Source organism: Arthrobacter sp. NtRootA1, assembly GCF_019976975.1.
Taxonomy (GTDB): domain Bacteria; phylum Actinomycetota; class Actinomycetes; order Actinomycetales; family Micrococcaceae; genus Arthrobacter; species Arthrobacter aromaticivorans.
The window spans coordinates 5,128,342-5,153,970 of sequence record NZ_AP024630.1 but is presented as its reverse complement, the minus strand read 5'-3'; the positions used below and the strand labels follow the sequence as shown (position 1 = coordinate 5,153,970).

At 63.1% G+C, this 25,629-nt stretch carries 19 protein-coding genes; 8 read left to right on the top strand and 11 right to left on the bottom strand.

Annotated features, from left to right (window positions below):
• Positions 1–65 precede the first annotated feature (65 nt).
• The 8 genes from LDN90_RS23545 to LDN90_RS23510 all read right to left on the bottom strand — a co-directional run bounded on the left by LDN90_RS23545 (position 66) and on the right by LDN90_RS23510 (position 7,896).
• On the bottom strand, positions 66–1,172 hold the full coding sequence (locus LDN90_RS23545) for an alanine racemase (RefSeq protein ID WP_223947355.1): 1,107 nt from the start codon (positions 1,170–1,172) through the stop codon (positions 66–68).
• A 40-nt stretch (positions 1,173–1,212) separates the two neighbouring features.
• On the bottom strand, positions 1,213–1,683 hold the full coding sequence (locus LDN90_RS23540; protein ID WP_216924609.1) for a RidA family protein: 471 nt from the start codon (positions 1,681–1,683) through the stop codon (positions 1,213–1,215).
• Between the two features lie 17 nt (positions 1,684–1,700).
• The gene (locus LDN90_RS23535; protein ID WP_216924611.1) at positions 1,701–2,390 is read right to left on the bottom strand and encodes a haloacid dehalogenase type II; all 690 of its coding nucleotides are present in this window, start codon (positions 2,388–2,390) and stop codon (positions 1,701–1,703) included.
• Between the two features lie 168 nt (positions 2,391–2,558).
• Positions 2,559–3,650 carry a helix-turn-helix domain-containing protein gene (locus LDN90_RS23530; RefSeq protein WP_223947354.1) on the bottom strand — a complete coding sequence of 364 codons (1,092 nt, stop codon included), beginning with the start codon at positions 3,648–3,650 and terminating at the stop codon, positions 2,559–2,561.
• Between the two features lie 53 nt (positions 3,651–3,703).
• Positions 3,704–4,630 carry an ABC transporter substrate-binding protein gene (locus LDN90_RS23525; RefSeq protein ID WP_223947353.1) on the bottom strand — a complete coding sequence of 309 codons (927 nt, stop codon included), beginning with the start codon at positions 4,628–4,630 and terminating at the stop codon, positions 3,704–3,706.
• 116 nt (positions 4,631–4,746) lie between these two features.
• Positions 4,747–6,108, bottom strand: a complete 1,362-nt coding sequence (locus tag LDN90_RS23520; protein WP_223947352.1) for an aspartate aminotransferase family protein — start codon at positions 6,106–6,108, stop codon at positions 4,747–4,749.
• 28 nt (positions 6,109–6,136) lie between these two features.
• The gene (locus LDN90_RS23515) at positions 6,137–7,186 is read right to left on the bottom strand and encodes a phosphotransferase (protein WP_223947351.1); all 1,050 of its coding nucleotides are present in this window, start codon (positions 7,184–7,186) and stop codon (positions 6,137–6,139) included.
• Positions 7,187–7,221: 35 nt separating this feature from the next.
• Entirely contained in the window at positions 7,222–7,896 is a 675-nt protein-coding gene (locus LDN90_RS23510; protein WP_223947350.1) for a haloacid dehalogenase type II, read from the bottom strand.
• 233 nt (positions 7,897–8,129) lie between these two features.
• Between LDN90_RS23510 and LDN90_RS23505 the strand changes: the two genes are divergently transcribed.
• Both LDN90_RS23505 and LDN90_RS23500 read left to right on the top strand, forming a co-directional pair.
• Positions 8,130–8,702, top strand: coding sequence for a hypothetical protein (locus tag LDN90_RS23505; protein ID WP_223947349.1), 573 nt, complete (start codon positions 8,130–8,132; stop codon positions 8,700–8,702).
• A complete protein-coding gene (locus tag LDN90_RS23500; RefSeq protein ID WP_223947348.1) occupies positions 8,699–11,665 on the top strand; it encodes an ATP-binding cassette domain-containing protein in 2,967 nt (988 codons plus the stop codon). Before LDN90_RS23505 ends, LDN90_RS23500 begins: the two co-directional genes overlap by 4 nt.
• Here LDN90_RS23500 and metH read toward each other — a convergent pair.
• A complete protein-coding gene (gene metH, locus LDN90_RS23495) occupies positions 11,655–15,320 on the bottom strand; it encodes a methionine synthase (RefSeq protein ID WP_223947347.1) in 3,666 nt (1,221 codons plus the stop codon). The two genes, LDN90_RS23500 and metH, sit on opposite strands and share 11 nt — an antisense overlap.
• Before the next feature lie 158 nt (positions 15,321–15,478).
• Between metH and LDN90_RS23490 the strand changes: the two genes are divergently transcribed.
• Both LDN90_RS23490 and LDN90_RS23485 read left to right on the top strand, forming a co-directional pair.
• Positions 15,479–16,633 (top strand): sialidase family protein, encoded by a 1,155-nt coding sequence (locus LDN90_RS23490; protein WP_223947346.1) that lies wholly within the window; start codon positions 15,479–15,481, stop codon positions 16,631–16,633.
• Between the two features lie 7 nt (positions 16,634–16,640).
• The gene (locus tag LDN90_RS23485; RefSeq protein WP_223947345.1) at positions 16,641–16,928 is read left to right on the top strand and encodes a MoaD/ThiS family protein; all 288 of its coding nucleotides are present in this window, start codon (positions 16,641–16,643) and stop codon (positions 16,926–16,928) included.
• Between the two features lie 26 nt (positions 16,929–16,954).
• Here the strand turns inward: LDN90_RS23485 and LDN90_RS23480 are convergent, their stop codons facing one another.
• On the bottom strand, positions 16,955–17,191 hold the full coding sequence (locus tag LDN90_RS23480; RefSeq protein ID WP_216924635.1) for a hypothetical protein: 237 nt from the start codon (positions 17,189–17,191) through the stop codon (positions 16,955–16,957).
• Between the two features lie 272 nt (positions 17,192–17,463).
• On the opposite strand from LDN90_RS23480, the gene LDN90_RS23475 reads away from it, so the two are divergent.
• Positions 17,464–20,205, top strand: a complete 2,742-nt coding sequence (locus tag LDN90_RS23475) for an FG-GAP-like repeat-containing protein (protein ID WP_223947344.1) — start codon at positions 17,464–17,466, stop codon at positions 20,203–20,205.
• A gap of 124 nt (positions 20,206–20,329) precedes the next feature.
• On the opposite strand, the gene LDN90_RS23470 is transcribed toward LDN90_RS23475, so the two are convergent.
• Positions 20,330–21,652 carry an MFS transporter gene (locus LDN90_RS23470; protein WP_223947343.1) on the bottom strand — a complete coding sequence of 441 codons (1,323 nt, stop codon included), beginning with the start codon at positions 21,650–21,652 and terminating at the stop codon, positions 20,330–20,332.
• A 202-nt stretch (positions 21,653–21,854) separates the two neighbouring features.
• Here LDN90_RS23470 and LDN90_RS23465 point away from each other — a divergent pair, with 202 nt between their 5' ends.
• The 3 genes from LDN90_RS23465 to LDN90_RS23455 all read left to right on the top strand — a co-directional run bounded on the left by LDN90_RS23465 (position 21,855) and on the right by LDN90_RS23455 (position 25,615).
• Positions 21,855–22,625, top strand: a complete 771-nt coding sequence (locus tag LDN90_RS23465; protein WP_223947342.1) for an IclR family transcriptional regulator — start codon at positions 21,855–21,857, stop codon at positions 22,623–22,625.
• A 201-nt stretch (positions 22,626–22,826) separates the two neighbouring features.
• Entirely contained in the window at positions 22,827–23,744 is a 918-nt protein-coding gene (locus tag LDN90_RS23460) for a shikimate dehydrogenase (RefSeq protein ID WP_223947341.1), read from the top strand.
• Entirely contained in the window at positions 23,744–25,615 is a 1,872-nt protein-coding gene (locus LDN90_RS23455) for a sugar phosphate isomerase/epimerase and 4-hydroxyphenylpyruvate domain-containing protein (protein ID WP_223947340.1), read from the top strand. Before LDN90_RS23460 ends, LDN90_RS23455 begins: the two co-directional genes overlap by 1 nt.
• The last annotated feature ends 14 nt before the right edge of the window (positions 25,616–25,629 follow it).

Genomic DNA, 25,629 nt, shown 5'->3' with positions numbered 1-25,629 from the left:
GTCAGTCCTTCTACGGTAAGTTGCTTGGTTGCGGGCTGGGGTTCGGCGGGTACGGCCCCCACGAATCAGCTGAGGAATCCGCGGGCATCCACCCGCCACCGTTCCAGCGATGTTCCCGTGCTGTCAGTGACGATGTACTCCTCGAAATTGACCACCACCGGGCAGACGTGATTCGGCACGATCGGGAGCACCGTGCCAACGCCCGGCTGGAAATCGCCGGCCGGGAGGGGAAGGAACCCGTGGTATTCGTTGAGCTTGGACAGAACCGCCGACGTGCCGGGGACGGCGCCATAGCCGATCTGCGGGTTGCCCTCCCGGCTGAGAGCTTTGGTGCCCACATCGAGAATGACCTGATCGGGAACCCAGTCGCTGACCACCGTGCCGGCGACGAACAGGGCAATCTGATCTTCCGTGCATGCCCCGAGCCGCGCGTTGTTCAAGTCATTGAACACGTATTCGCCTGGCCTGATTTCGGTGATCACGTTGCTCGTGGAGTACTCAACGGTGGGTGTTGAGCCCGCGCTGACGACGTCTGCGCTGATGCCCGCCGCGCTGAAGCTCCGCACCGCTGTGGTGAGGGCGGCTTCCTGGTCCATCGCGGCTCGCTGGCGGGAGTCCGGGCTGGCACTTCCATGACCTGGATAGGTGAAGACACCCACCGGCACCAGCCCCCGCCGGCGGGCGGCCGCGGCGAGTTCGCCGGCGAACTCGGGTGGTGCGCCGGAACGCCGCGCACCGCAGTCCACCTCGATGACAACCTGCAGCCGTTCGGCCTCAGATCCCATCGCATCAGCGAGGGCATCGATCGCCGCGAAATTGTCGACGCCGACTCGTAGCCGGGTGGTTACGGCAAGTTTGCGGATGCGCAGGCCTTTCGTCCCCGAAGGCCAGATTGGGTAGGCGATGAAGATATCGTCGAAGCCCGCTGCGGCGAAGACTTCGGCCTCACCAACATTGCCGGCCGTGATTCCCACAGCTCCGGCCTTGACCTGTCGACGGCCGATTTCGACGCATTTGTGCGTTTTTACATGCGGTCTGACATTGAGTCCCTGGCGGTCGGCGAAGCCCTGCATGCGATCGATGTTGTCCTGCATAACGTCTGCCAGCACGATCGGCGCCGGGGTGTCGACCCGCTCGACCAGAGCGTTGAGTGCTCCTTGGATACGGTTCACGCTGTTCTCCTCATGAATTTTGCCGCCAACATGTCCGCGGCTAAGCGGCTGTGCAGATCATCTGGATCTCTACAGGAGTGTTGGCCGGCAGCCCGGCGACGCCGATTGCGGTGCGGGCGTGCCGTCCGTTCTCCCCCAACACCTCGATGAGCAATTCGCTGGCCGCGTTGGCGACCCGAGATTGCAGACCGAAATCCGGTGTACTGGCCACGAACACCAGCATCTGCACGATCCGGACCCGGTCCAGGTCTCCCACCGCCTGCACAGCCGCGGCGAGGCAGTTGAGCGCGGCATGGCGGGCCAGCTCCCGCGCTGTCTCCAGCCCCACGTCCCGCCCCACGATGCCTTGGCCCAGCAGCACACCGTCCTTGTAAGGTAGTTGGCCGGCGATGTGGATACTGGAACCCACCTCGCGGTGGTCCACGTAATAAGGGCTGTCAGCGAGGGTTGGAAGCTCCAGGCCAAGGGCCCGGAGCCGATCCAAAGCCGAGCCCGCCATAGTGACGCTCATCTGTAATCGGGTCTTTCTTAGGAAGCAGCGGGACGGGGCAGGCCGAAGAGTACGGGGAGCTCGGCGATGTCGGTGATCCGCTCGTAGCCGAGCCAGTGCTCGTCATGCTCGAAGCCACGGTCCACATACACCTTGTTCTTGATGCCCATGGTGGCTGCGGACCGGTGGTCGTACATCGGGCTCGCAGAGACGTGGACAACCTCGTCGGGCGTGACGCCAAGTTTGTCGAACATGTACTCAAAGGCTCCGAGCCGGGGCTTGTACATGCCCATCTGCTCGGCGCTGATGACGGTTGCAAACGGAGCTTGGAGGTTTTCCGAAAGTCGCTCAGCGTGCACCGTGTCGCTGTTGGTAATGATGACCAGGGGGACTGCCTCGGCGAGGCGGTTCAGGGCCTCGGTCACACCTGGGTAGGGGCCCCACGTGGGGACAATTTCGTAAACCGCCCTTGCGTCGGCCTCGCGGTACTCAAGGCCGAGCCTGCGTGAGGCGCGTTCCATGGAGTTGGCGATGATTTGGTGGAAGGGCTTGTAATCGCCCATGCACTCATCGATCCGGTATGCCTTGGTGGCCTGCAGGTATTCATCGGCGAGCTCCGCCGGCAGGCGTTCGCCCAGGACCGCACGGGTCGCGTCGGCGATAGCGAACTTGATGAGTGTTCCGTTCATGTCGAATGTTGCGAACTTCGGCTTGATGTCGAATGCCATTTTTTCCTCCAGTTTTGATTTTGATTGCTCTCGTCGATTGTCGACGAGAGCGCCTTGTGAAGTGCCGTCGATTGTCGACAATACTGGTCTCGGTTGTAGATTGTCAACGGTTTTTGTTGCCCCGAAGCAAAAAACTATCCAGGACAGCCCGGGTTCATTACATGGTTGCTACTGGGCCTCAAGCATGGAGTCCCGCAGCCGGGACTGGACCAACGCCAGTCCTGCATATGCCGCCCCTTGGGCCACCGAGAGTCCGACGACTTGCGGCACCACGGTGATCCCGGGGACTACCGGAAGGCTTTGTGCCAGCCGCCTGCGTGCCTCGGGAAGGACTTCGTCCACGAGCGGACTCAGGCGGCCCACGAAATATACAGACTCGGGGTCAAGCGTCACGGCAACGGCGCCGACGGCGGCGACCACCGCCGTCGTAAATGCCTCCATCACTTCCGCGCGGGACGCCGCATCCTTCGGTTGGGACCAGAGCGCCTGGATGTCGTCCAGGTCCAGTCCCCGTCCCCTGGCGAATTGGACGAATCCCTTGGTGCTTAACAGTCCCTCGAGTGTCTCGTTGCCAACACCGGAGAACAGAACCTCACCAAGGTGGCCAAAAGCCGAAGTTCGGCCCTTTGCGATTTCATGATCCGTGCAACTGGCGAAGCTCAGCTCCGTACTCAGCATGAAGAGAACAGCATTTCCTATGGTCGCGTCTTCCTCCAGAATCCCCCGGAGCGACGCACTGGCATCGCTCTCCAGCAGCAGGGGAGCATTCAATCGATCTTCGATCGTCTTTTGAAGAAGGGCCGTTTCCGTCCGGACGCGTCCAGGGAGGGCGGCGACGATTTGGCGAAGTGGCCCCTCGGCGGACCTGCTGGTGTCCACTACCAAGTCCAGCAGCCACTCGGAAGTGGCTTCCATATCGCCGCCCTCCCGGCTGGGAACAATCACGTGCCTGACCTCGCGGCCCCGCAGGTCCGTCACCAGGACGCATGTGGTCCGCGCCCCGAACGAGATGCCCACAACATGCCCCGCCGTACCGGGCACATCCAGATAGGTGGAGGGCCGGCCGCGGCGTGCGACCGCATTGACTCCCTGTTCGACGACGAAACCGTCGTAACGAAGCTCATCCACCTTCCGGGATACCGTGGCCTGGCTCAATCGCGTCAATTCGATGAGCCTGGTACGGGTCAAGGGTGCCTCTGAAAGGAGAGCATCAAGAACCGAAGCCTTGGTGTAGTCGCGTGCGGTGGGGTTGGTACGCATAGCACAACCTTAATGAGGTATCAGAGCGAGGCCAGGACGTGACCGGGCGGGTTCTAGCGGATCTTGGCCTCAGTAATAGCTGATTCTCCCAGGCCCCAGTAGTCCAGGGACTTCTTGTATTCCGGGGATTCCAGAACCGACTGGATTGCTTTCTGGAGTGCCGGGGTCAGGGGTGACCCCTTCTTCAGGCCCATGGCGACATTGGTGTCAGTGCGGGTATCCATGCGCGGCTGCAAGGTGGTGAAGTGGTTGGGCTGTTGGTCGTTGGCCCAGGCCAGGGCACTGGCATCGTAAAAGACAGCGTCGATCCGCTTGGAGTCCAGTTGTGTCAGGGCTTCCTGGACGTTGGGCAGGGTGATGGCGTTGATGGCCGGCTTGCCCTGGGAAGTGCAGGTCCACTCCGAGACATTGGGCAGGTGCTTCAGTTGCTGTGTTGAGCCCTTTGTCACACCAACGTTCTTGCCGCAGAGCGTGTCATTGGTCAGGTTGAGCGGGTTGCCATTCGCTACGGCTACGGCCGAGCCTCCCTTGAGGTAGTTGATCATGTCCAACACCTTTAGCCGCTCGGCTGTAGCGGACATGGTGGTGGCGGTGAAGTCGTAGCGGCCGCCGTCGATGCCGGGAATGATTGTGTCGAACGCCGTGTTCTCGAACTTCAGCTTCAGGCCCAGCTTCTTTGCTACCAAACGGGCAAGGTCCGGGTTTACGCCAATGGGGGTTGTGTTGTCCTCGGCGAGGAACGTCATCGGCGGGGAGCTGAGGTCCATCGCGACCGTCAGCTCGCCCTTGTCCTTGGCGGCTTTCGGCAGCAACGCCACCGCCGCGGCGTCCGGTTGGACACCCTCTGAGATGTCACGGGTGTTCTGTGTCTTCGGAATCTCCGTCGCTTCAGTCCCTGTTGCGGCACCACCGCATGCAGTCAGGGCCAACAGTACAGCGAGCCCCGCAGCGGCTGTTTGGATCTTGTGTGTCGTCTTCATGGTGCAACCCTTCAAGTGATTTCGGCTGGTGTAATACACAGAGTGCTTTCACAGTGGAAGGCACAATCCCCAAGCATTTGGTGCCGGCGCCAGGCCGGCCTGTTTGTTGTTGCGCCTTAGCGCAGTGCCTTGAGGGCACGGCCCATTCCTTCAAGCAGGCGATCGGCGTCGTCACTGGAAAAGGGCATTGGCGGACGGATTTTCAGGACGTTGCCCTGCGCGCCGCAAGCCGAGATCAGGATCCGGTCCTGCCGGAGGGCATTGACTATGCTGGCGGCGGCGTCCCCGTTTGGAGTGAGGGTGGACCGATCGGTCACGAGGTCGACGCCGATGAACAAGCCGCTACCGCGTACTTCTGCCACCTGGTCGAGATTCCGGGTGAGGTCCTTCAGGCCGGTGAGGATCTTTCCGCCAACTTTCAAAGCGTTCTCTATGAGTGATTCCTCCCGGATGACGTCCAGAACGGCCTGGGCTGCCGCTATGGCTACTGAATTTCCGCCGAAGGTGTTGAAGTAGCGGATGTTCTTCCCGAACTCCTGCAGCAATTCGGGCTTGAAGATTGCTGCCGCTACGGGAATGCCGTTACCCATGGGTTTGCCGATGGTCACGATGTCGGGGACGATTCCGTGGCGCTGGAAGCCCCACCATTCCTCACCCGTCCGGCCGAATCCCGGCTGTACTTCGTCTGCGATGTACAGGCCACCCTCGGCATGGATCTCTTCGATGATGGGGCGGAGGAAGCCTGACGGGCCAGCGAAGACACCGTCGGAGGAGAAGATGCTGTCGGCGATGAAAGCAGCCACTCCGATACCGTGCCGGTGCAGGTCAGCGATGGCTGCCCGCACCTGGGCCCGCAGGTGATCCTGCAGCGGGGCTTGATCTGATGAATAGCGCAGGGCGTCAGGGGCGTCGATAACCCGCACGTTCGCACCCAGGGGCACACCCTTGCCCAAGGAAGGTGAGAACGACGAGACCTCGGCAGTAAGGCCGTGGTACGCGCCGGCCGTGACGATGATGCCCTGCTGTCCGGTCACATATTTTGCGACGCGCATCGCGAGGTCATTGGCTTCTGAACCGGTGCACGTGAACATGACATGGCCGAGTTCGGCGGGGAACGTTGAAAGGAGCTGCTCCGAGTAATCCAGGATGGACTCCTGGACGTAGCGGGTGTTCGTGTTCAGCGTCTGCATCTGCTGGTGTACAGCTTCAATGACACGCGGGTGGCCGTGACCGACAGAGGGAACGTTGTTGTAGACGTCGAGATATTCATTGCCGTCCCGGTCAAACAACGTGACGCCCTTGCCGCGAACGATTTCCAGCGGCTCGTCGTAAAAGAGCCTGTAACTGGGCCCCAGGCTCTTGTCCCGGCGTCGAATGCTCTTTTGCATCTGGTCCGGGAGCTCGTCCAAGCGGCTGGGATCGAAGCCGTTAACCATGGCCTTGGACGGTTTGCGGATTATTTGGGAAGAGAGGTCCATGGTTTCTCCTGGGGGCTCGGCGGTGGGTTCATGGTGTGAAAGAAAGTTCTGGTGCCGGCGCCGCGGCGGTGGAGGCGAGCCGGTCCCAATCGGGTTTTGAGTGGGAGAGGAGATAGTCGCGCCTTTGCGGCAGCTGGCTTGCGCGCCACTGGGTTATCAGGGCCCGCAGCAGCAGGCGAGCCTGGGCAGAGACGATCAGGGCCTCCAACTCCTGCCCCGGCAAGGGGTGGATGCTTCGATAACCGTTCATGACGTGGAGTGCGTGCTCCCAGGGGCTGGCCGGGTCGGCCCCCAGCAGGTTGGCCATGGTGACGCTGATGTCGAAGATTACGGGGGTTCGCACGACGTCCCCGAAGTCGATAATCCCGGTCACGTAATCGGGCCTGCTGGGGTTGACCAGGACATTGAACGGACTGAAATCCCCGTGGACAACCTGGGAGGTCAGGGTGCCGAGGAGCGGAACGACTTTTTCGTCGAACTGATCGAAAATGTCCTCCGCGAGGGATCGTTTTTCCTGGTCCTCCACGTAGTCAAGCAAGGGCCGCATCCGGTGGAAGTGCTTAAGGTCCCAGAGGAGCAAACGGTTGGCGCGAGGATGATCGAAATCCTGCAAAGCAATCCCCAGGCGGGCCAGGCTTGAGCCCACCAATCGAAGCTGGCCGGCCGACGCGTCTTGATTGGCCAGCAAGTCGCCAGGCAGGAACCGCATCACCCGCAGTACCCGATCAAAGGCTCCCGCAGGGGCCGGAATGAGGACTTGCGGCTCTCCGCCAAGACTCCTGACAAGACGCTGGACTGGAAGATCAGGGGCAGTCCGTTCCAAATGCTCCATGCAAGCCGTTTGAAGGTGGACGATCACTGGATCCTCATCCGGGGCTGAAATCTTCACCAGATACGTTTCGTCCCCATCCCGGAGCCGGAAAGTCTCGTCCTTCTCGGTGGGAATCCTGACCAGCATTCCCTTTAGGCCGTAGAACTGTTCAAGCAGCTCCAAAACGGCGGGGTCAGCGAGCTGCGGATGCTCCGCCAGGAGTCCACTCTCTGATGCCACTGCTTGGATAAAAGCAGAATCGCTCATTTCAGCCTTTCATCGACGGAGAGCCAGCAACCGATTTAGAGACCGAGGTGCTTGTTGATCTCGTCCAGCGACTTAACGCTGTTGTAGTCGTAGCCGCCGGTGATGGGGTCGTAGCCGCGGTCCAGAACCCAGAGGTTACGGAAGCCCATGTCGTGCATCGGGTGCATGTCGTACCGGGTGTGCGAGGCGATGTGCAGGAAGTCTTCCGGCTTGGCGTTCAGGGTGTCGAGCATGTACTCGAAGGCTTGGTAGCGGGGCTTGTAGGCCTGCGCCTGTTCGGCGGTCAGCACGGCGTGGAAGTCCGCGCCGAGTTTGGGGATGCTGATCTCCAGGAAACTGTCGTCTGCGTTGGACAGAGCAACCAGCTTGTAGTTGTCGCCCATGAGCTTCAGCGGCGCCGGCACGTCGTCGTGGGCACCAAAGCCGCGTACAGCGTCAGCAAACTCTGCCCCTGCGCCAGGGGTTGGCCCAATGCCAAAGAACTTGCATACCCGGTCAAAGGAATTCTGCAGGATTTGCTCGTACGGCTTGTACTCACCCAGGACCTCGTCGAAGCGGTATCCGCGGAACACCTTCTTGAACGCGGGCCACTGCTCTTCTGGCAAACGGCCCGCGAGCAAGCGCCGGGTAGTGGAGTCAGTATCCCAGTTGATCAGTGTGCCGTAGATGTCAAAGGAGATGTACTTCGGGCGGGAGTCGGTAGTAGCCATGATGGGTCCCTTCAGTGGAGGTGTTAGGAGAGGGGGCCTCGCTCGTTTTTTCACGGTAGGCGTCCCGATGCGAGCGAGTGGGATATTTGATTCACTATGAATCTAAATCGCTCACTGTCAATTGTCAACAATTTTTTAGAGATTTGTTGGGCGACCAACGGCAAGCATCGCCACCGAACGTCACACAACCCGCCACATCCAAATCCAGCCAAGCGACGTCCTACCCTTGGAGCGTGACTTTTTCCAAGATCCGCACCGCCGCCGCAAATTCCCTCGCCGCCGCTGGTCTCCTGTTTGCCCTGGCTGCCTGTTCCGCGCCAGCGGCCCCCCAGCCAAGTACCTCCGCCCCAGCTTCGTCCGCCCCCGCTTCCTCCGCAGCGCCTTCATCCAGCGCCGCTTCCGGACCCTGCACGGGCGTAAAGGTCATCGTCGATTCCGGCGCCCTGAAGCCCTCCGCCGCTGACACATCCGTATGCGTGTCCGTGGACGCCCCGAGCACCGCCGCCAAGGTGCTGGACGAAGCAAAGGTGAAGACTGAGGGAACCACCCAGTACCCCACCGAGCTGGTCTGCCGTGTCAACGGAGTGCCCGCTGCCGACGTCGACATCACCCACAAGGGCGGCACGTACCGCGAAGAGTGCGGCAAGATGCCTGCGGCCTTCGCCTACTGGTCCATTTGGGTCAAGCCAGCCACGGGCGACTGGGCCTACGCCCAGGAAGGCCTCGCCACCCAGCAGGTGAAGCCCGGCGAGAGCCTGGAGTTGCTGTTCACCGTCGACGGCGCACCGGCCGCACCCACGGCATGACCTTCCGATCCGCGCCGCTACGCGCAGGGGCGGCTCTCGCCGTCGTGTTCGTCGCGGCGCGGGTCATTTACCGCGTTCTTTTCAACGGTGCGGGCGCCGTTGGGCCGGTTCTGCTCAACCTGCCGTCTGTGCGGCTGCCCGCCCCGTACGCCCATGTGGTCTTCCTTGGTCCGGTAACGGCGCCGGGCCTGTGGGAGGCGGTCCTGTCCGCGCTTCCGATTGCCGGCTTGATCCTCGTTTTTGGCGTACTCAACGCGTTCGTCGACGTGGCAAGGGGCTTCATACGGCTGGCCCGCGGCGGTCCATTCCAGGGCATAGCCCGCACACTCGTGGTGGCTTGGGCGGCGCTCCCCGCGCTCGCCGACGCCGTCGCCTCCGTCCGCTTGGCCTTCCGATTGCGGGGCGAGCGCTTCGGGCCCCGCGCCCTAGTGCCCGTGCTTGAGCGAACCCTTGAGCACGCCAGCCGGGTAGCGGCGGCCTTGGAACTGCGCGGCTTCGGGAGCAAGGCGGCGCACCAACCCGGCGGCGATCCGGGGTTGCCCCTTGAGATCCGGGATGCCCAATTCCACATCGGTGACACGCGACTGAAGGTCGAAAACTTCAAGCCAGACCCCGGGACAATAACGGTCGTTACCGGGCCCACCGGCTCAGGCAAGTCCACCATCCTGCGGGGTATAGCGGGCCTCCTTTCACACGTCGACGGCGGAGAACTCACCGGCACGGTCCGTGTAGCCGGCGTTGACCGTGCGGGAGCGCCGCCACGCGATACCGCGGGCGTCGTCGGCGTCGTCCTGCAAAACCCGCGCGCCGCGTTTGCCAGCACCCGCGTCCGGGACGAAATCTCACTTCCGCTTGAACTGCGCGGCGTTGCGCCCGGCATCGCCAGGGCCCGCACGGTGGAGGTCGCCGAGTGGATTGGCGTGGCGGAGCTCCTGGACCGGAACCTGAACTCCCTCTCCGCTGGCGAGGCGACGCTCGTGGCGATCGCCGCCGCCGTGATGGAGCACCCGGCCCTGCTTTTGGTTGACGAGCCGCTTGCTGACCTCGACACCACGGCACGGGCCCGCGTTATCGCCGTACTCGACGCCCTCGCCCGTAGATCGGGCATTTGCATCATTGTGGCCGAGCATCGGGCGGAGCCGCTGCTCCCCGTCGCCGACTCATGGTGGAGAATTCACGACGGCGGCTTGGTAGAGGGCGTTTCGCCAGCACCTTCGCGCCGGGGTGGGATCCGCCCGACGTCGGCCGTGTCAGCGGGATTGGGACAGTCACCGACATCGGGGTCACCGGAAGACACACCCGTACTGACCGCGACTAAGCTCGCGGTGCACCGCGCCGGCAAGGCGCTCGTCCGCGACGCCTCCCTTACCCTGCACCTTGGCGAAGTGGTTGCCCTGGTCGGCCCTAACGGGGCCGGCAAGTCCTCGCTCCTGGTGGCCCTCGCGCTCGGAGGAGGAACCAGCGGCACGGTGGACGGCGGCCGCGTCGCCTTGGTTCCGGACGCCTCTGACGACCTTTTCACGAGGGACACGGTGGCTGCTGAGCTCCGGGCAGCAGATCGACGCGAAGCGCGGGCCCGCCGTAAATCAGACCGGAATGGCTCGGACAGGACCGCCTCACAACCGGCAGCATCACGCCTGGCCCGATTGCGTGGCGACGTTCGGATTCCGATTGGAAACGAGCATCCGCGAGACCTGTCTGCTGGAGAGCGCCGTATCCTCGCCATCGCCCTCCAGACCTCGGACGATCCCCAAGTCCTCCTTATTGATGAGCCCACCCGAGGGCTCGATCCGGAGGCCCGCGCAGGAATCACGGCCGCCTTGCTCGCATTGGCGGACACCGGCGCAGCAGTCCTGATCGCCACGCATGACCTCGATTTCGCGCACGGTCTGGGGGCCCGGATCGTGCAGATGGACCACGGCGTGGCGCCTGCAGCCCAAGCCGAAGCCGTACTCCTATCCAACGGCGACACCGTCTCCGCGCGCTCCACAGCCAGGGCAGCAGAGCAGCCCGGAGAAATCCGGCAGGTTGCGGCCCCGCGGTTCGTCGACGGGGCAAAAGAGACCGGGCCGACAATTGGTCCGACCGCAAAGCGGGCCTACCACCTCCGCTTGCCACGGGCCTTGGAGGTCGCAATTCTCGCCATAGCCAACGTTTTGGCCCTGGGCGCGTTCTGCTGGCCATTGCTCGCTGCGGCCCTACCCGAGGATGCCGCGGCCGCTGTTCCCTATGCGGCGTTGGCGATCGCGCCGCTGGCGGTCGTCGCCGTCGTGGTTTCCCTCGACGGTTCCGTCCGTTCCGCTCACACCGTGGCCCTGCTGGGCGTCCTGGCCGCCGTCGGTTCGGCAGTTCGTGTGGCCAGCACCGGCGTCGGGGGAGTTGAAGCAGTGTTCATCCTGCTGATCCTGGCCGGCCGCGCCTTCGGTGCCAGATTCGGAATGCTCCTTGGCGCGGCTACGATCGCAGTCTCCAGCGCCCTCTGGAGCGGTATCGGCCCGTGGTCCCCGTTCCAGATCTTCGCCTGCGCCTGGGTGGGGGCGGGGGCGGGCCTGTTGCCCTGCCGGGTTCGCGGACGTGCTGAACTATGGATGCTTTGCGGCTATGGCGTCGTGGCGTCCTACGTTTTCGGCCTGCTCACCAATTTGTGGTTCTGGCCGTTCGCTGTGGGTGCCGGAACCGGCATTTCCTACACGCCCGGCGCCCCACTGGCCACCAACCTCAGCAGCTTCCTGCTCTATTCGCTTTTGACCTCGACGGCGGGGTGGGACACCCTGCGTGCCATCACTACCATCATCGGAATCTCTGCCGTGGGCAGGGCCATCCTCGCCGCATTTCGGCGCGCGAAGCCGGTCTCCAGCCCGGGCGTTCAAACCAGCCGGGCTGAGGACCCTGGATCCAGGAAGACGGGCACAAAGTATGCCCGTCACCCCAAAGCCAAGGACCCGCACCAACTCACACCTTGAAGTACTTGGCCTCCGGGTGGTGGAACACGAAAGCATCCGTTGACTGCTCCGGGTGCAGCATCAGCTCATCGCTGAGGATCACGCCCATCCGTTCCGGTTTCAGCAGCTCCGTGACCTTGCGGCGGTCTTCCATGTCCGGGCAGGCCGGATATCCCAGGGAGAAGCGGGCACCGCGGTAGTCGAGCTTGAAGTAACCGGCTTTGTCCTTCGGCTCTTCGGCGGCGAAACCCAGTTCGGAACGGATCCGCGCGTGCCAGAATTCAGCCAGTGCCTCGGTGAGCTGCATGACCAGGCCATTGAGCTCGTAATAGTCGCGGTATTGGTTGGCTGCGAACATCTTGGACGTGAATTCCTCGATTTTCGCACCGGCGGTTACCAGTTGCACTGGCAGGACATCGATCTGGCCCGATTCCCGGGACCGCACGAAGTCAGCGAGGCACAAGTGCCGGTCCCGCCGCTGGCGCGGGAAGTCGAAGCGCAGGCGCTCGGTGCCGATTGGTCCGTCTGAGCCACCATCGGGGGCGAGCAGGCCGGGGATGCCGAGGACGCCGTCGTGGTCCTCTCCGTGGTGCAGCACCACCACCTGTTCGCCCTCGGACACAACGGGGAAATAGCCGTAGGCGACCGATGCATCGAGCATTCCCTCGGCGAGGATACGGTCCAGCCAGTACCGCAGGCGGGGCCGGCCTTCAAGTTCCACCAGTTCGTCGTAGGAGGCGCCGTCGTCGCCCCGCCCGGGCTTGAGCCCCCACTGGCCCATGAACGTTGCTCGCTCATCGAGCAAAGCAGCGTAGTCGTGCAATGCGACGCCGCGCACAATTCGCGTGCCCCAGAACGGTGGTGCGGGGACGGGGTTTTCGGCGGTGACGTCGGACCGGCCGGGCATTGCCTCCGGCTCGGTCACCGTGAACTTCGGGCCACTCTTGTGGATCCGCTTCTTCAGCGGCGGGAGGCCGACAGCGTCAGGGTCAGCGCCGCGGGCCACCTGCACCAACGGCTCCATGAGAGCGAGGCCTTCGAAGGCGTCTTTGGCGTACCTGACGGTTCCCTCAAACTGCTCCGCAAGGTCCTGCTCCACGTAGGCGCGGGTCAGGGCGGCGCCACCCAAGATGATGGGCCACTTCTTCGCCAGGCCCCGGGACTGGAGCTCGGCAAGGTTTTCCTTCATCACCACAGTGGACTTCACCAGCAGGCCGGACATGCCGATCACGTCGGCGTCGTGCTCCTCCGCTGCGGCCATGATCTCGGCGATTCCCTGCTTGATGCCGATGTTGACCACTTTGTAGCCGTTGTTGGTGAGGATGATGTCCACGAGGTTCTTGCCAATATCGTGCACGTCGCCGCGAACGGTGGCGATCACCATGGTGCCCTTGCCGGAAGAATCCGACTTCTCCATGTGCGGCTCGAGCAGTGCGACCGCGTTCTTCATCACCTCAGCGGATTGCAGCACGAACGGAAGCTGCATCTCGCCGGCGCCGAAGCGCTCACCAACAACCTTCATGCCCTCCAGCAGTTGGTCGTTGATGATGCCGAGCGGGGTCATGCCTTCACTGCGTGCGAGGTCGAGGTCCTCTTCGAGTCCCTTGCCTTCACCGTCGATGATGCGCCGCTGCAGGCGTTCGCCGGTGGGCAGCGCAGCGAGTTCCGCGGCGCGCTGGTCCTTGAGCGCAGCGGTGTCGACGCCGGCGAAGAGGTCCAGCATGATGGCCAAAGGGTCATAGGTGACGTTGCCGTCGGCGTCGTACTCGCGGCGGTCCCACACGAGGTCCAGGGCCACCTTGCGCTGATCATCCGGCAGCGATGCCAGCGGCACGATCTTTGCGGCGTCGATGATTCCGCTGGTCAAGCCCGCCTGCACTGCCTCGTGCAGGAACACCGAGTTCAGCACCATGCGGGCAGCCGGGTTCAGGCCGAAGGACACGTTGGACACACCAAGGGTGGTCTGGATGCCGGGGTACTTCGTGGTGATCTGGCGGATAGCCTCGATGGTTTCGATGCCGTCCCGGCGGGTTTCCTCCTGACCGGTGGCGATGGGGAAGGTCAGGGCGTCCACAATGATGTCCTCTACGCGCATCCCCCAATCGCCCACCAGGGCGTCGACGAGGCGGGAAGCGATGGCCACCTTGCCTTCGGTGGTGCGCGCTTGGCCCTGCTCGTCGATGGTCAAAGCAATCACGGCGGTGCCGTGCTCCTTCACCAGCGGCATGATCCGCGCAAAGCGGCTGTCCGGGCCATCCCCGTCCTCGTAATTGACGGAGTTGACCACCGGACGACCACCGATGAGTTCCAGCCCGGCCTTCAGGACGGGCGGTTCGGTGGAGTCGATGACGAGCGGGAGGGTGGAGGCCGACGCGAAGCGCGAAACGATTTCCTTGATGTCCGCCACGCCGTCGCGGCCCACATAGTCGATGCAAACGTCGAGCAGGTGTGCGCCGACGCGGACCTGCTCGCGGGCAATATCCACGCAGTCGTCCCAGCGCTCTTCCAGCATTGCCTGGCGGAACGCCTTGGAACCGTTGGCGTTGGTGCGCTCACCAATGGCGAGATACGCGGACTCCTGGTCGAACGGCACGTGATGGTAGAGGGATGCGACGCCGGCCTCGCGTTCAGTGGGAACCCGGCCGCCGGCGCTTTTCGCGCCGTTGGCGACGGTCCCGGCGTCGAGCGTGTTGCCGTTGATACGGAAGGGCTCAAGACGTTCGACGACGGCGGCCAGGTGCTCCGGCGTCGTACCGCAACAGCCGCCAACCAGGCCCAAACCGAATTCACGCACAAACTGCTCGTGCGCGGTGGCGAGTTCCGTGGGGGAGAGCGGATAGTGCGCGCCGTTCGCGCCGAGGATCGGCAGCCCAGCGTTGGGCATGCAGGCGATAGCGACCGAGGACTGCTTGGACAGGTGCCGGAGGTGCTCGCTCATCTCATCCGGCCCGGTGGCGCAGTTCAGACCGATGGCATCGACGCCGAGCGGCTCAAGAGCGGTGAGCGCAGCGCCGATTTCGGAACCCATCAACATGGTTCCGGTGGTCTCGACCGTCACCTCGACGAAGATGGGGAGCCGGACACGGCTGGCAACGATCGCCTGCTTGCAACCGTTCACCGCAGCCTTTGTCTGAAGGAGGTCCTGGCTGGTTTCGATGAGGAACGCATCCGCTCCGCCGGCGATGAGGCCCTCGGCCTGCAGTGCGAAGGTCTGCTTGAGGGAGTCGTAGCTGGTGTGCCCGAGGCTGGGGAGTTTGGTGCCCGGGCCCATGGAACCCAGAACCCACCGCATCCGTCCGTCTTTCGCTTCTGCAGCCTCCGCGCGCTCGCGGGCAATCTGCGCCCCCTTGCGGGCGAGCTCCTCAATGCGGTCGTCGATGCCGTAGTCGGAGAGGTTGGACCAGTTCGCGCCGAACGTGTTGGTTTCTACTGCGTCGATTCCCACCGCGAAGTACGCGTCATGGATGTCCCCGATGACATCAGGGCGCGTGTCGTTGAGGATCTCATTGCAGCCTTCCAGTCCCTGGAAATCCGTGTCCAGGCAGAGTTCCCGGCCCTGCAGCATGGTGCCCATGGCGCCATCGGCAATGACGACGCGCTGGTTGACCGCATCCAAGAGCGATTGGGAGCGGACAGGGCGGGAGACAGAATCGATGTCAAGGGCAAAACGAGGCATATAAACAGGGTACGGGTGAGGTCCGACACAGTACTTCGTATGTCCGTGTACTACGACGGCGGGTGGTTGTCTTTCGCGGCGGGCCGGTCCTCTGATCCGAAAGGCGTTTTCCACATAGCCTCAAAAATTCATTGCCCTCCCCTGACCACAATGGTTCGATGGGGTTCATGGCTACCGAAGAAAGTTATGTCCTAGCGATCGGGACCAAGAAGGGTTTGTGGCTCGCAAGCAGCCCGGACCGCAAACAATGGTCCCTCTCCGGCCCGCATTTCCTGATGAGCGAGATCCCCAGCATCGGGATAGATACCCGGGACGGCAAGACCAGGATCATGGTGGGGGTGCGTTCGGAGCACTGGGGACCCACCGTGGCCCACTCAGATGACCTCGGCGCCACCTGGACCGAACCCGAGCAAGGCGCCATCAAATTTCCGGACGGCACCGACGCCGCCTTGGAACGCATCTGGCAGATCTACCCCGACGCCGAGTCCCGGCCTGGCGTGGTTTGGGCCGGGTGCGAGCCGATTTCAGTGTGGAAATCCACCGACGGCGGCGAGCACTTTGAGCTGAACCGCGGACTCTGGGACCACCCCCATCGCAGTGAGTGGGGCGCTGGCTATGGCGGCGCGGCAGCCCACTCGATCGTGGTGGATCCTTCCGGTGAGAACGTCCATATTGCCATGAGCACGGGCGGCGTTTACAGATCGCTCGACGGCGGTACCTCCTGGGAGCCCCGCAACAAGGGAATCTCGGCCTACTTCATGCCCGATCCCAATCCCGAGTTCGGCCAGTGCGTTCACAAGATTGCTGCCGATGCTGCCGTCGAGGGCCGTTTGTACGCACAGAACCACCATGGCGTATATCGCACGGACGATAACGGCGAGAACTGGAACTCCATCGCGGAGGGGCTGCCCGCGGACTTTGGCTTCGTGATGCTGACCCACCCCCGACGCGAGGGAACCGCCTGGGTCATCCCGCTGAAGGCAGACGGAGAACGCATCCCGCCGGACGGCAAGCTCAGTGTGCACCGCACGGAGGATGCCGGCGGAACGTGGAGAGAGCTCCACACCGGTCTGCCGGACCACGAATACAACGCTGTGCTTCGCGACGCCGCATCCGTGGACACTGCCGAACCGACTGGCGTGTACTTCGGAACGCGCGGTGGAGCTGTCTATGCCAGCGCCGACGAGGGCGAGACCTTTACTGAAGTGGCCTCGCACTTGCCGGACGTACTGTGCGTGCGTGCCGCCGTCGTGGTTGGAAACCGCAGCGGCCGGGCGCGGGAAGCATCAGCCAGCGCCCCGGTACCTGGTTAGGCCCGTTGTGGCTGACTTTACGGTCGTGTTGCCAGGTGTCCTGCAGCCACTCGTCGGCGGACAGTCCTTTCTGACTGCGTCCGCCGACGGGGCTGTGACCGTTGGACAGCTGCTGGACTCGGTAACCGGAGAATATCCGGTGCTGGCCAGGCGTTTGCGGGATGAAACCGGTGCGCTCCGCCGTTTCGTGAATATTTACGTGAACGGTGATGAGGTCCGGCGTCTGAAGGGTCTTGATACGGAGGTTGCGGCCGGCCAGGAGGTCTTGATTATCCAGTCCGTGGCCGGCGGCTAAGCGGGTATTTGGGGTCAAGCCGGGGTTCAGGCGACGCGCCAAACACTGCATTCGTCGGTATTGATGGCTTTCCTCATCCCGGAGACGTGGTCCATGATCCAGACGACGCCGATTCCCGGCGCTGTTTCCTGAACCCGTCCGCGGCGGATGACCACGTCATCGTAAGCGGGACCAACGGACATGCGGGCCTCGATCTCGTCGCCGCGGTGGAGCTGGCTGATAGCGCGTATACGTGTTGTGTGAGTAGTGACTTCCTTCAGCATGGTGTCCTCCTGAACTGGAGCTGGTGCCTGCACTTGCCGGCTATTCCAGTGTGGCGGGGCATTGTTGCCAAAGTATTTCGGCGTGGTTAGGGTCCGGTTAGCATTCCGGGATGCTTGCGTTTCCGCTATGGCCCGACGCCGATTCGTGCAATCGGCGGCAGGACTCGCCTTCGCTTTGTGGCTGCTTCCGCGGACCCGCGCGGGCGCGACGGTAACCTGATCTCGGTTCTTGAGACTCACAGGAACCGCAGACTCCGTCCCCGGGAGATTTAATGGGCTTTTTGCGACGTGCAATCGCGGTGTCCACAGGCTTGGTGGTTTTCGCCACAGGCCTGTTTTTCGTCCAGGCCCCTGCCTCGGCGGTGCCGGAACCCACACCCGATAATCCGAACGTACGGTTCTTCGAGGGGACACCGCATTCGGAGCACGTCTTTGAGGCGCCACCCGGACAGGCGCCATCAAGCAGTAGCGAGATCACCGACGTCGAATCCCTTCTCGGCGAGGGCGCAGCAGCAACCGGCCCCAATGGCGATATCCGGGTTCGACTCGTCACGGCCAAGCTTGCCGACAACACCAATCCGGTCTCCATGTCAGCGGCCGAGCAGACGGTAGCGGCCACCAGCAGCTACTGGAAAGCCATGACGGACAACAAGCTGTCCATGACTGTGGACAGCAAGGTCTCCGGGTTCCAATCCAAAGCCAAGTCGACAGACAGCTACAGCACCATCATGTCCACCATCACGAGCGAGTTGAAATGGACGGCAAGCCCCTACACGGCGCTAGTGATCTTTATTCCGACGTCCACACTTTCCGGAAATGCGCTGGGCGTCGGCTACAGCAGTGGCAGCTACAGCGGGCGGGTGCTGATGCCGCAAATCAGCGACTTCTCCAAAAACGTCATGAGCCATGAATTCGGGCACGTGATCGGACTGATGCACGCCGATGCGTTGCAGTGCTACAGCGGCGCATCCGACGTCGGCGTGGACAGCACCGGGCGGTTCACGGACAGCTCCTGCTACATCCGTGAATACGGAGACACCACGGACCTCATGGGCGCTGCGCAGTACGCCCAGCCGGTGGTGAGCTCCAGCTTCTGGGACTACGCAGGGCTGGGCCGGGGCGACGAAATCCGGGATGTCGGGGTGGCCACGGGCGTCAAAAGCTACACATTGAAGCCTTGGGGAGGCACCGACGCACAGAGGGCCATTAAGTTCACGGACCCGGTCAGCAAAGAGGTCTACTACCTGGAACTCAGGCAGCCGGTGGGGTACGACAGCTATCTCGGCGATGTGGGCAGGCCCGCCGGCAACAGGGGCGTCAAGATCGTCCAACGCGGCGGCGCCACGATCGCATCATCGCTGATTCTCATGCCGTCCACCATCCCGTTCCAGGAGCAGTACTACGCCAAGAACCACGCCTGGCAAGCCGGCAGCACCTTCACCACCTACACCGGCACCCAGGTCACCATCAACTCCGTCTCCACAACCTCGGCGACTGTCACCATCAACGCCGATCCCAAACTCAAGGCACGCATGCGTTTCTCCGCGGGCGACTTCGACGGCGACAAACTGGCCGACGTCATCTCCCGGGAAGCTGACGGTTCGCTGCTGCTCTTCAGTGGCCTCCCAGGAAACCGGCTGGACGATCCGGTGCAGATCGGCTTGGGCTGGAGCATCTTCAATGCCGTTTTGGGAACGTCGGACTTCAACGGCGACGGCTTCGCGGACATCCTAGCCCGAGCCAGCGACGGCGCATTGTGGCTTTATCCCGGCAACGGCAAGGGTGGATTCCTGGCCCGGAGCCAGATCGGTTTTGGTTGGCAGGGCTTCACGCAGTTGGTCGCGGCCGGGGACTTCAACGCGGATGGCCGGAGCGACCTGATCGCCGCCGGTGCGGATGGCCGCCTGTGGTTGTATCCCGGCAATGGCACAGGTGGTTTCCTAGCCCAAACGCAGATCGGCCAAGGCTGGGATTCCTTCAACAGCCTCGCAGCGTCAGGTTCGTTCGGGGGCGGTGCTCCGGGTCTGCTCGCCCGGGCCGGCGACGGCACGCTCTTCGTCTACCCCGGGGATGGCAGGGGCGGCTTCCTGCCGCGTGCCGCCGTCGGAACTGGTTGGAACGGGGTAGGTGACATTGTTGGCGGCCGGGACTTCACAGGTGACAAGCGGGTGGACGTCCTGACCGCAGCAGCGGGCGGGGGCATGACCCTCTATCCAGGGGACGGCATTGGCTTCGCGGATCGGCTTGCGATCGGGACCGGATGGAACCAGTTCCGTCAGGTGTGGGAAGCAGGCGATTTCGACGGCGACGCTGCCGCCGACATCCTGGCGCGCGGGACCGACGGCGCGCTCTGGCTTTACCCGGGCAACGGATCGGGCAGCTTCCTTCCGCGTGTTCAAGTCGGGTGGGGCTGGGGCCAGTTCACGTCGGTGCTCAGCGCGGGAGATTTCGACGGCGATTCGCACCCTGATCTTGTGGCCCGGGCTTCCGATGGGACACTGTGGCTTTACCCGACGGACGGCACGGGACAGTTCCTTGCACGTAAACAGATCGGCACCGGATGGCAAGGTTTCGAGCAATTGCTGGCCCCGGGCGATTTCACCGGCGACGGAAAGCCGGACATCGTTGCGCAGGGCCCCGATGGCGTGCTGTGGGTCTATCCCGGCAACGGCTCCGGGGGCTTCCTTGCCCGCAAGCAGATCGGCACCGGATGGGACATGTTCAACCTGGTCCTGCAGGCCGGTGACTTCAACGGCGACGGAAGGGAAGACCTGGTTGGCCGTACAGGTGATGGCGGACTCTGGCTCTACCCGGGCAACGGCGCTGGCGGCTTCCTTTCCCGCTCCTACCTCGGTTCCGGGTGGAACATGTTCTCCAGCATCGCTGCCCTCGGCAACGGATTTACGGGTACAGGCGACCCCTCTGTGGTGGGAGTTGCCGGGGACGGCACGTTGCTGATGTACTCCGGAACGGGTGCCGGGAAGTTCATGCCAGTGGTGCTGAATCCGCGATAGGTCCTGCTGGGGCTGACACCACGAGTTCGCCGGAAACATGCGAAATCGCCGGGAAACTTCCAGCGAACTGGACGTTTTCCGGCGATTTCGGCGACGGCGGGCCTCCGGCGAAGGGGAGCGGCCCCTACTTGTGCAAGCCGAGTTCCGCCGTCGGGACCTTTGCTGACTCGCGGGCCGTCATGGCCGAGACCGCTGCGATCACGCAGATGACTGCCGTGAAGATTGAGATCTGGACCCAGCCGCCGGGCTTGGTTCCGCCGAGGGCGGTGACGATGGTCGGAGCAAAGCCTGCCATGAGGAAGCCGAGCTGCGTGCCAATGGCCAGACCGGAGAAGCGGACCTTGGTGCTGAACATTTCACCGTAGAACGACGGCCACACAGCGTTGGCGGCAGCGTAGCCGAAGGAGAAGAACACAACGGATACCAGGAACATCAGCGGGACGTTGCCGGATTCGAGGGTCAGCAGGAACACCGGGGTCATGATGGCGCTGGCCACAGCACCGTAGATAAAGACGGGCTTCCGACCGATCTTGTCGGCGAGCATGCCGAAGAGCGGTTGGGTACCGAGGGCCACAATGTTGGCCACTACAACGAGCCACAAGGTGATGGTGCCGCTGACGTGGGCCACGTCCTGTGCGTACTTGATGGCCAGGGTTCCAAAGACCGTACTCACGGCGGCGATGAAGGCACAGCACACAACCCGGAGGACGTCGCGCCAGTGCAGCTTGAGGAGGTCGGCGACGGGCAGCTTGGCGATCTGGTTGTTCTTCTTGGCCTCGGCGAATGCCGGCGGCTCGTGAAGCGTGCGTCGGATGAAGTAGGCCACGATGACCACTACTGCACTGAGCCAGAACGGGATTCGCCAGCCGATGCCGTACTTGACCTCGTCCGGGAGCGCGAGAACTGGAATGAACACCAAGGCTGCAAGGATCTGGCCACCCTGGGTGCCGGTCAACGTCCACGAGGTGAAGAACGAGCGGCGGTTGTCCGGAGCGTGCTCCAGCGTCATCGAGGAGGCACCGGCCTGCTCGCCGGCAGCCGAGAGACCCTGGGCGAGGCGGGCGAGTACCAGCAGGACGGGAGCCCACCAGCCAATGGTCTTGAAGTCCGGGAGGCAGCCGATCACGAAGGTGGCGGCGCCCATCAGGACAAGGGTGAACATGAGGACCTTCTGCCGGCCGATCCTGTCGCCGAAGTGCCCCAAGATGATGGCGCCTACAGGACGGGCAACATAGGCGAAGCCAAAGGTCGCGAAGGACATGATGGCTGCGTTGGTGTCCGCGTCCGGGAAGAACACGTGCGGAAAGATCAAGGCGGCGGCGGAGCCGAAGATGAAGAAGTCGTAGTACTCCACTGCGCTTCCCAGGAAGCTGGCGAGTGCCGCTTTCTTGGGAGTTCCTGCTGGGGTTACTGTGCCTGGCGTCGCTGACGGCATTGTGTGGCTCATGGGTGTTCCTTCTGTGACGACGATGTCGCGGATCTAGCTTCTGCGGGAAGACCAGAGCGAGGTGCGGCCGGATCAATCCCAAAGTAACCACATGGTGAGAGCTACTTGTGCAATACAGCAATAGTGGCCGTGACTGGGGTCACTTGTCAAGACTTGTGCTCACTATCTAGAAATAGCTCTCACGATGTGAGAGCATCTAAGCATGAGTGTGAAAGAGGACACAAAGACCGACATGGTCGGCAAGGCCCTGGGCCTGTTGGTATTGCTGGGAAATGAGCCCAAAGGCGCTAGTGCCGCGGACCTGGCCAGGAGCGCAGGGCTTCCGTTCAGCACGACGTACCGGCTGCTCGGCTCACTGACGCGCGACGGATTCGTGGATTACGAGCCCGACGGCCGTCGATACCATCTGGGATTACGGGTCTTCCAGCTGGGTCAGCGGGTTTCCAACCACCACGGTTTTGCGGCAACGGCTCTTCCCGTTCTCCAGCGCGTTACGGAGCGTACCGAGGAAGCGACCATCCTCTCGGTGCGCGACGGAAACCATCATCTGACCGTGAACAAGGTGGACGGCCCCAAGACCTTCCGCGTCACCAGCGATCCCGGCCATCTGGGCGCGCTGCACACGACGTCCGTGGGTAAGGCAATTGTCGCGTTTGAGAACGACGCCGAACGTGAACGGCTGCTCGAAGAGTTGCCTTTGGAGCCCCTCACTGAGCGCTCCATTACCGATCGGGCTGCATTCCGGGCGGAGATTGAGCAGGTGCGCCGACAGGGCTACGCGGTCATGGATGAAGAAAACGAGATCGGCATGCGCGCGGTCGCAGTGCCGGTGCTCAATTCCCAGGGCCACGCTTTTGCGTCTGTCGCCACGGCTGTTCCGGTATTTCGCCTCACCATGGATGAACTCATCGCCCACGTCCCCACTTTGCAGGAGGCCGCGGCGGAACTCGCGGCCCGCCTGCCCCAGCGCTAGCCCAACTAGGTCGCAATAGTGCGCGTTTTCACCGCTCAAAACGCGCTTAAGTGCGACTCAGTTGGGTGCGGACGCCCGAAATGTTCGCGATAAGAACAAGCGTGCGGAATATGAACACTTGTAGTAATCTGAATACACCCGGACCGGCGACGCCCGAAAAGCGCCATCAGCCCGCGGTGCTGAAGTCAAAGGAGCTTTAGGATGAGCAACCGAGCCGAGTCCGTTCTGGTGGGCCTCATAGGCGAAGGCGTCATGCCCTCGCTCACACCGCCCATGCACGAACGCGAAGCCGACGTGCAGGGCCTTCGCTTGCTGTACCGCCCCATTGACCTGCTGGACCTGGCTTTGCCGGCCGCCGCCGTCGGGGACCTCCTCACCGCAGCCCAGCGCATGGGTTTCAATGGCCTGAACATCACCCACCCGTGCAAGCAGCTGGTACTGGAGCACCTTGACGAAATTTCCGACGACGCCCGTCGCTTGGGTGCCGTCAATACGGTCTTGATTCAGGATGGTCGGTTCATAGGCCACAACACGGACTTCTCCGGCTTCGGGGCGGCCCTCACCTCCGGGTTGCCGGACGCGAAGCTGAACCGCGTGGTCCAGCTTGGTGCGGGCGGTGCGGGATCCGCGGTCGCCTATGCCCTGCTCAAAGCCGGCGTAAAGCAGCTGGACCTCGTGGACATGGACCCCACCCGTGCAGCCGAACGCGCCACGGAACTAGGCGAACTTTTCCCGGTCGCCACCATCACGCCGCGCACTCCCACCGATTTGCCGGAGATCATGCCGCTCGCCGACGGCCTGGTGCATTGCACGCCTATTGGCATGGCCGCCCACCCGGGACTGCCGCTGGACATCGACCTCCTGGAACCGCGCCACTGGGTTGCCGACATCGTCTACCGCCCTATCGACACACGCCTGGTCCGTGAGGCGCGCGCCAAGGGTTGCGACGTCCTCGACGGCGGCAGGATGGCGGTCGGTCAGGCGGCCGACGCCTTCCAGCTCTTCACCGGACGCGACGCCGATCGTGACCGCATGCGGGCACACTTCCTGGAATTGATCGCCGTGGAAGATGCTGCAACCGAACTCTCCGCCACAGCACTGGCGAAGGCGGCCCACTGATGCGCACCGGAATCGCCACCGTCTGCCTCTCCGGCACACTGAAAGAGAAAATGCAGGCCTGCGCAATAGCGGGCTTCGACGGCATCGAAATCTTCGAACAGGACCTCGTCACCTCGCCGCTCAGCCCCGAGGAAGTACGGAAAATGGCCGCAGATCTCGGCCTGGGTCTGGACCTCTATCAGCCGTTCCGCGATTTCGACGGCGTCACCCCGGACCTGCTCAAGGCCAACCTTCGCCGGGCGGAGGCCAAGTTCAAGCTCATGTCCCGCCTGGGCATGGACACCATCCTGGTCTGCTCCAACGTGGCCACAGCAACAATCGACGACGACGAACTTCGCGCCTCCCAACTGGGCGAGCTTGCTGAACTTGCCGGGGACCACGGCGTCAAGGTTGCCTACGAAGCGTTGGCCTGGGGCAAGTACGTCAACGATTACGAGCACGCATATCGCTTGGTCGAAATGGTGGACCACCCCAACCTCGGCACCTGCCTGGACTCCTTCCACATCCTCTCCCGCGACTGGGACACCGCTCCGATCGAGAAGATCAACGCGGACAAGATCTTCTTCGTCCAGGTGGCAGACGCCCCCAAGCTCTCCATGGACGTCCTCTCGTGGAGCCGCCACTATCGGGTGTTCCCGGGCGAGGGCCAGTTTGAGCTCGCCAAGTTCATGGGCCACGTGGTCCGGGCCGGCTATACAGGTCCGGTTTCGCTGGAAGTTTTCAACGATGTCTTCCGCCAGTCTGACGTCGAACGGACAGCTGTGGACGCCATGCGCTCCCTGATCTGGCTGGAAGAGCAGAGCGCCAAGTGGCTCGCAAGCAACGCCACGGCCGCGGCATCCGAACAAAAAGCCGCCAGCCGCCGTCGTTATCCCATGGAACTGGCCACGCTGCCCAAGGTGAACGAACCCGCCGGCTTCAACTTCGCCGAGGTCAAGGCCGACGACACCGCCCAGCTTGAGAAGCTCCTTGGCCAGCTTGGCTTCGAGTTCGAGGGCCGCCACCGCACCAAGGACGTACAGCTTTGGACCATGGGCCAGGCGCGCGTGATCATCAACGAGCAAGCGGCACAGCACGCCGAACCGGCTATCGCCGCTTTGGGGTTCGACGTCGACTCCCCAGTGATTGCCTCCGCTCGCGCCCAGCAACTCAAAGCGCCGGTGGTGGCACGCAAGGTCCAGGCTGATGAGGAAGTGTTCCAAGGCATCTCCGCCCCGGACTCCACCGAAATCTTCCTGTGCCAGGGCAGCCCGGACGGAACCGCCGCGTGGACGTACGAGTTTGGCGAGGGCCTGGAACACCCTGGCTCCGACGTCAGCGCGGTGATTGACCACGTTAATCTGGCCCAGCCGTGGCAGCACTTCGACGAAGCCGTCCTGTTCTATACCAGCGCCCTGGCCCTTGAACCGCAGCCGTTCGCCGAAGTCCCGAGTCCCAGCGGCCTGGTGCGCTCGCAGGTCATGGAAACCTCGGACGCCTCAGTCAGGCTGGTGCTGAACCTGGCACCGGCACAGCAAGCGCAGACTGACCGCAAAACGTACCAGGAACACATCGCCTTCGCGGTGGATGACCTTGTGGCCACCGCTCGGTCCGCCCACGCAAGGGGCCTCGAGTTCCTGGAGATTCCCGCCAACTATTACGAAGACCTGGACGCACGGTTCGAGTTGGAACCGGAATTCCTGGCAATGCTCAAGGAGCTCAACCTCCTTTACGACCGCGACGCCAATGGAGAATTCCTCCATTTCTACACCGCCACGGTTGGCAGCGTGTTCTTCGAAATGGTGGAGCGCCGCGGCAACTACGACGGCTACGGAGCGCCCAACGCGCCGGTGCGCCATGCCGTCCAATACGACTCGCTGCACCGGTCATAAACCTCAAGCAATAA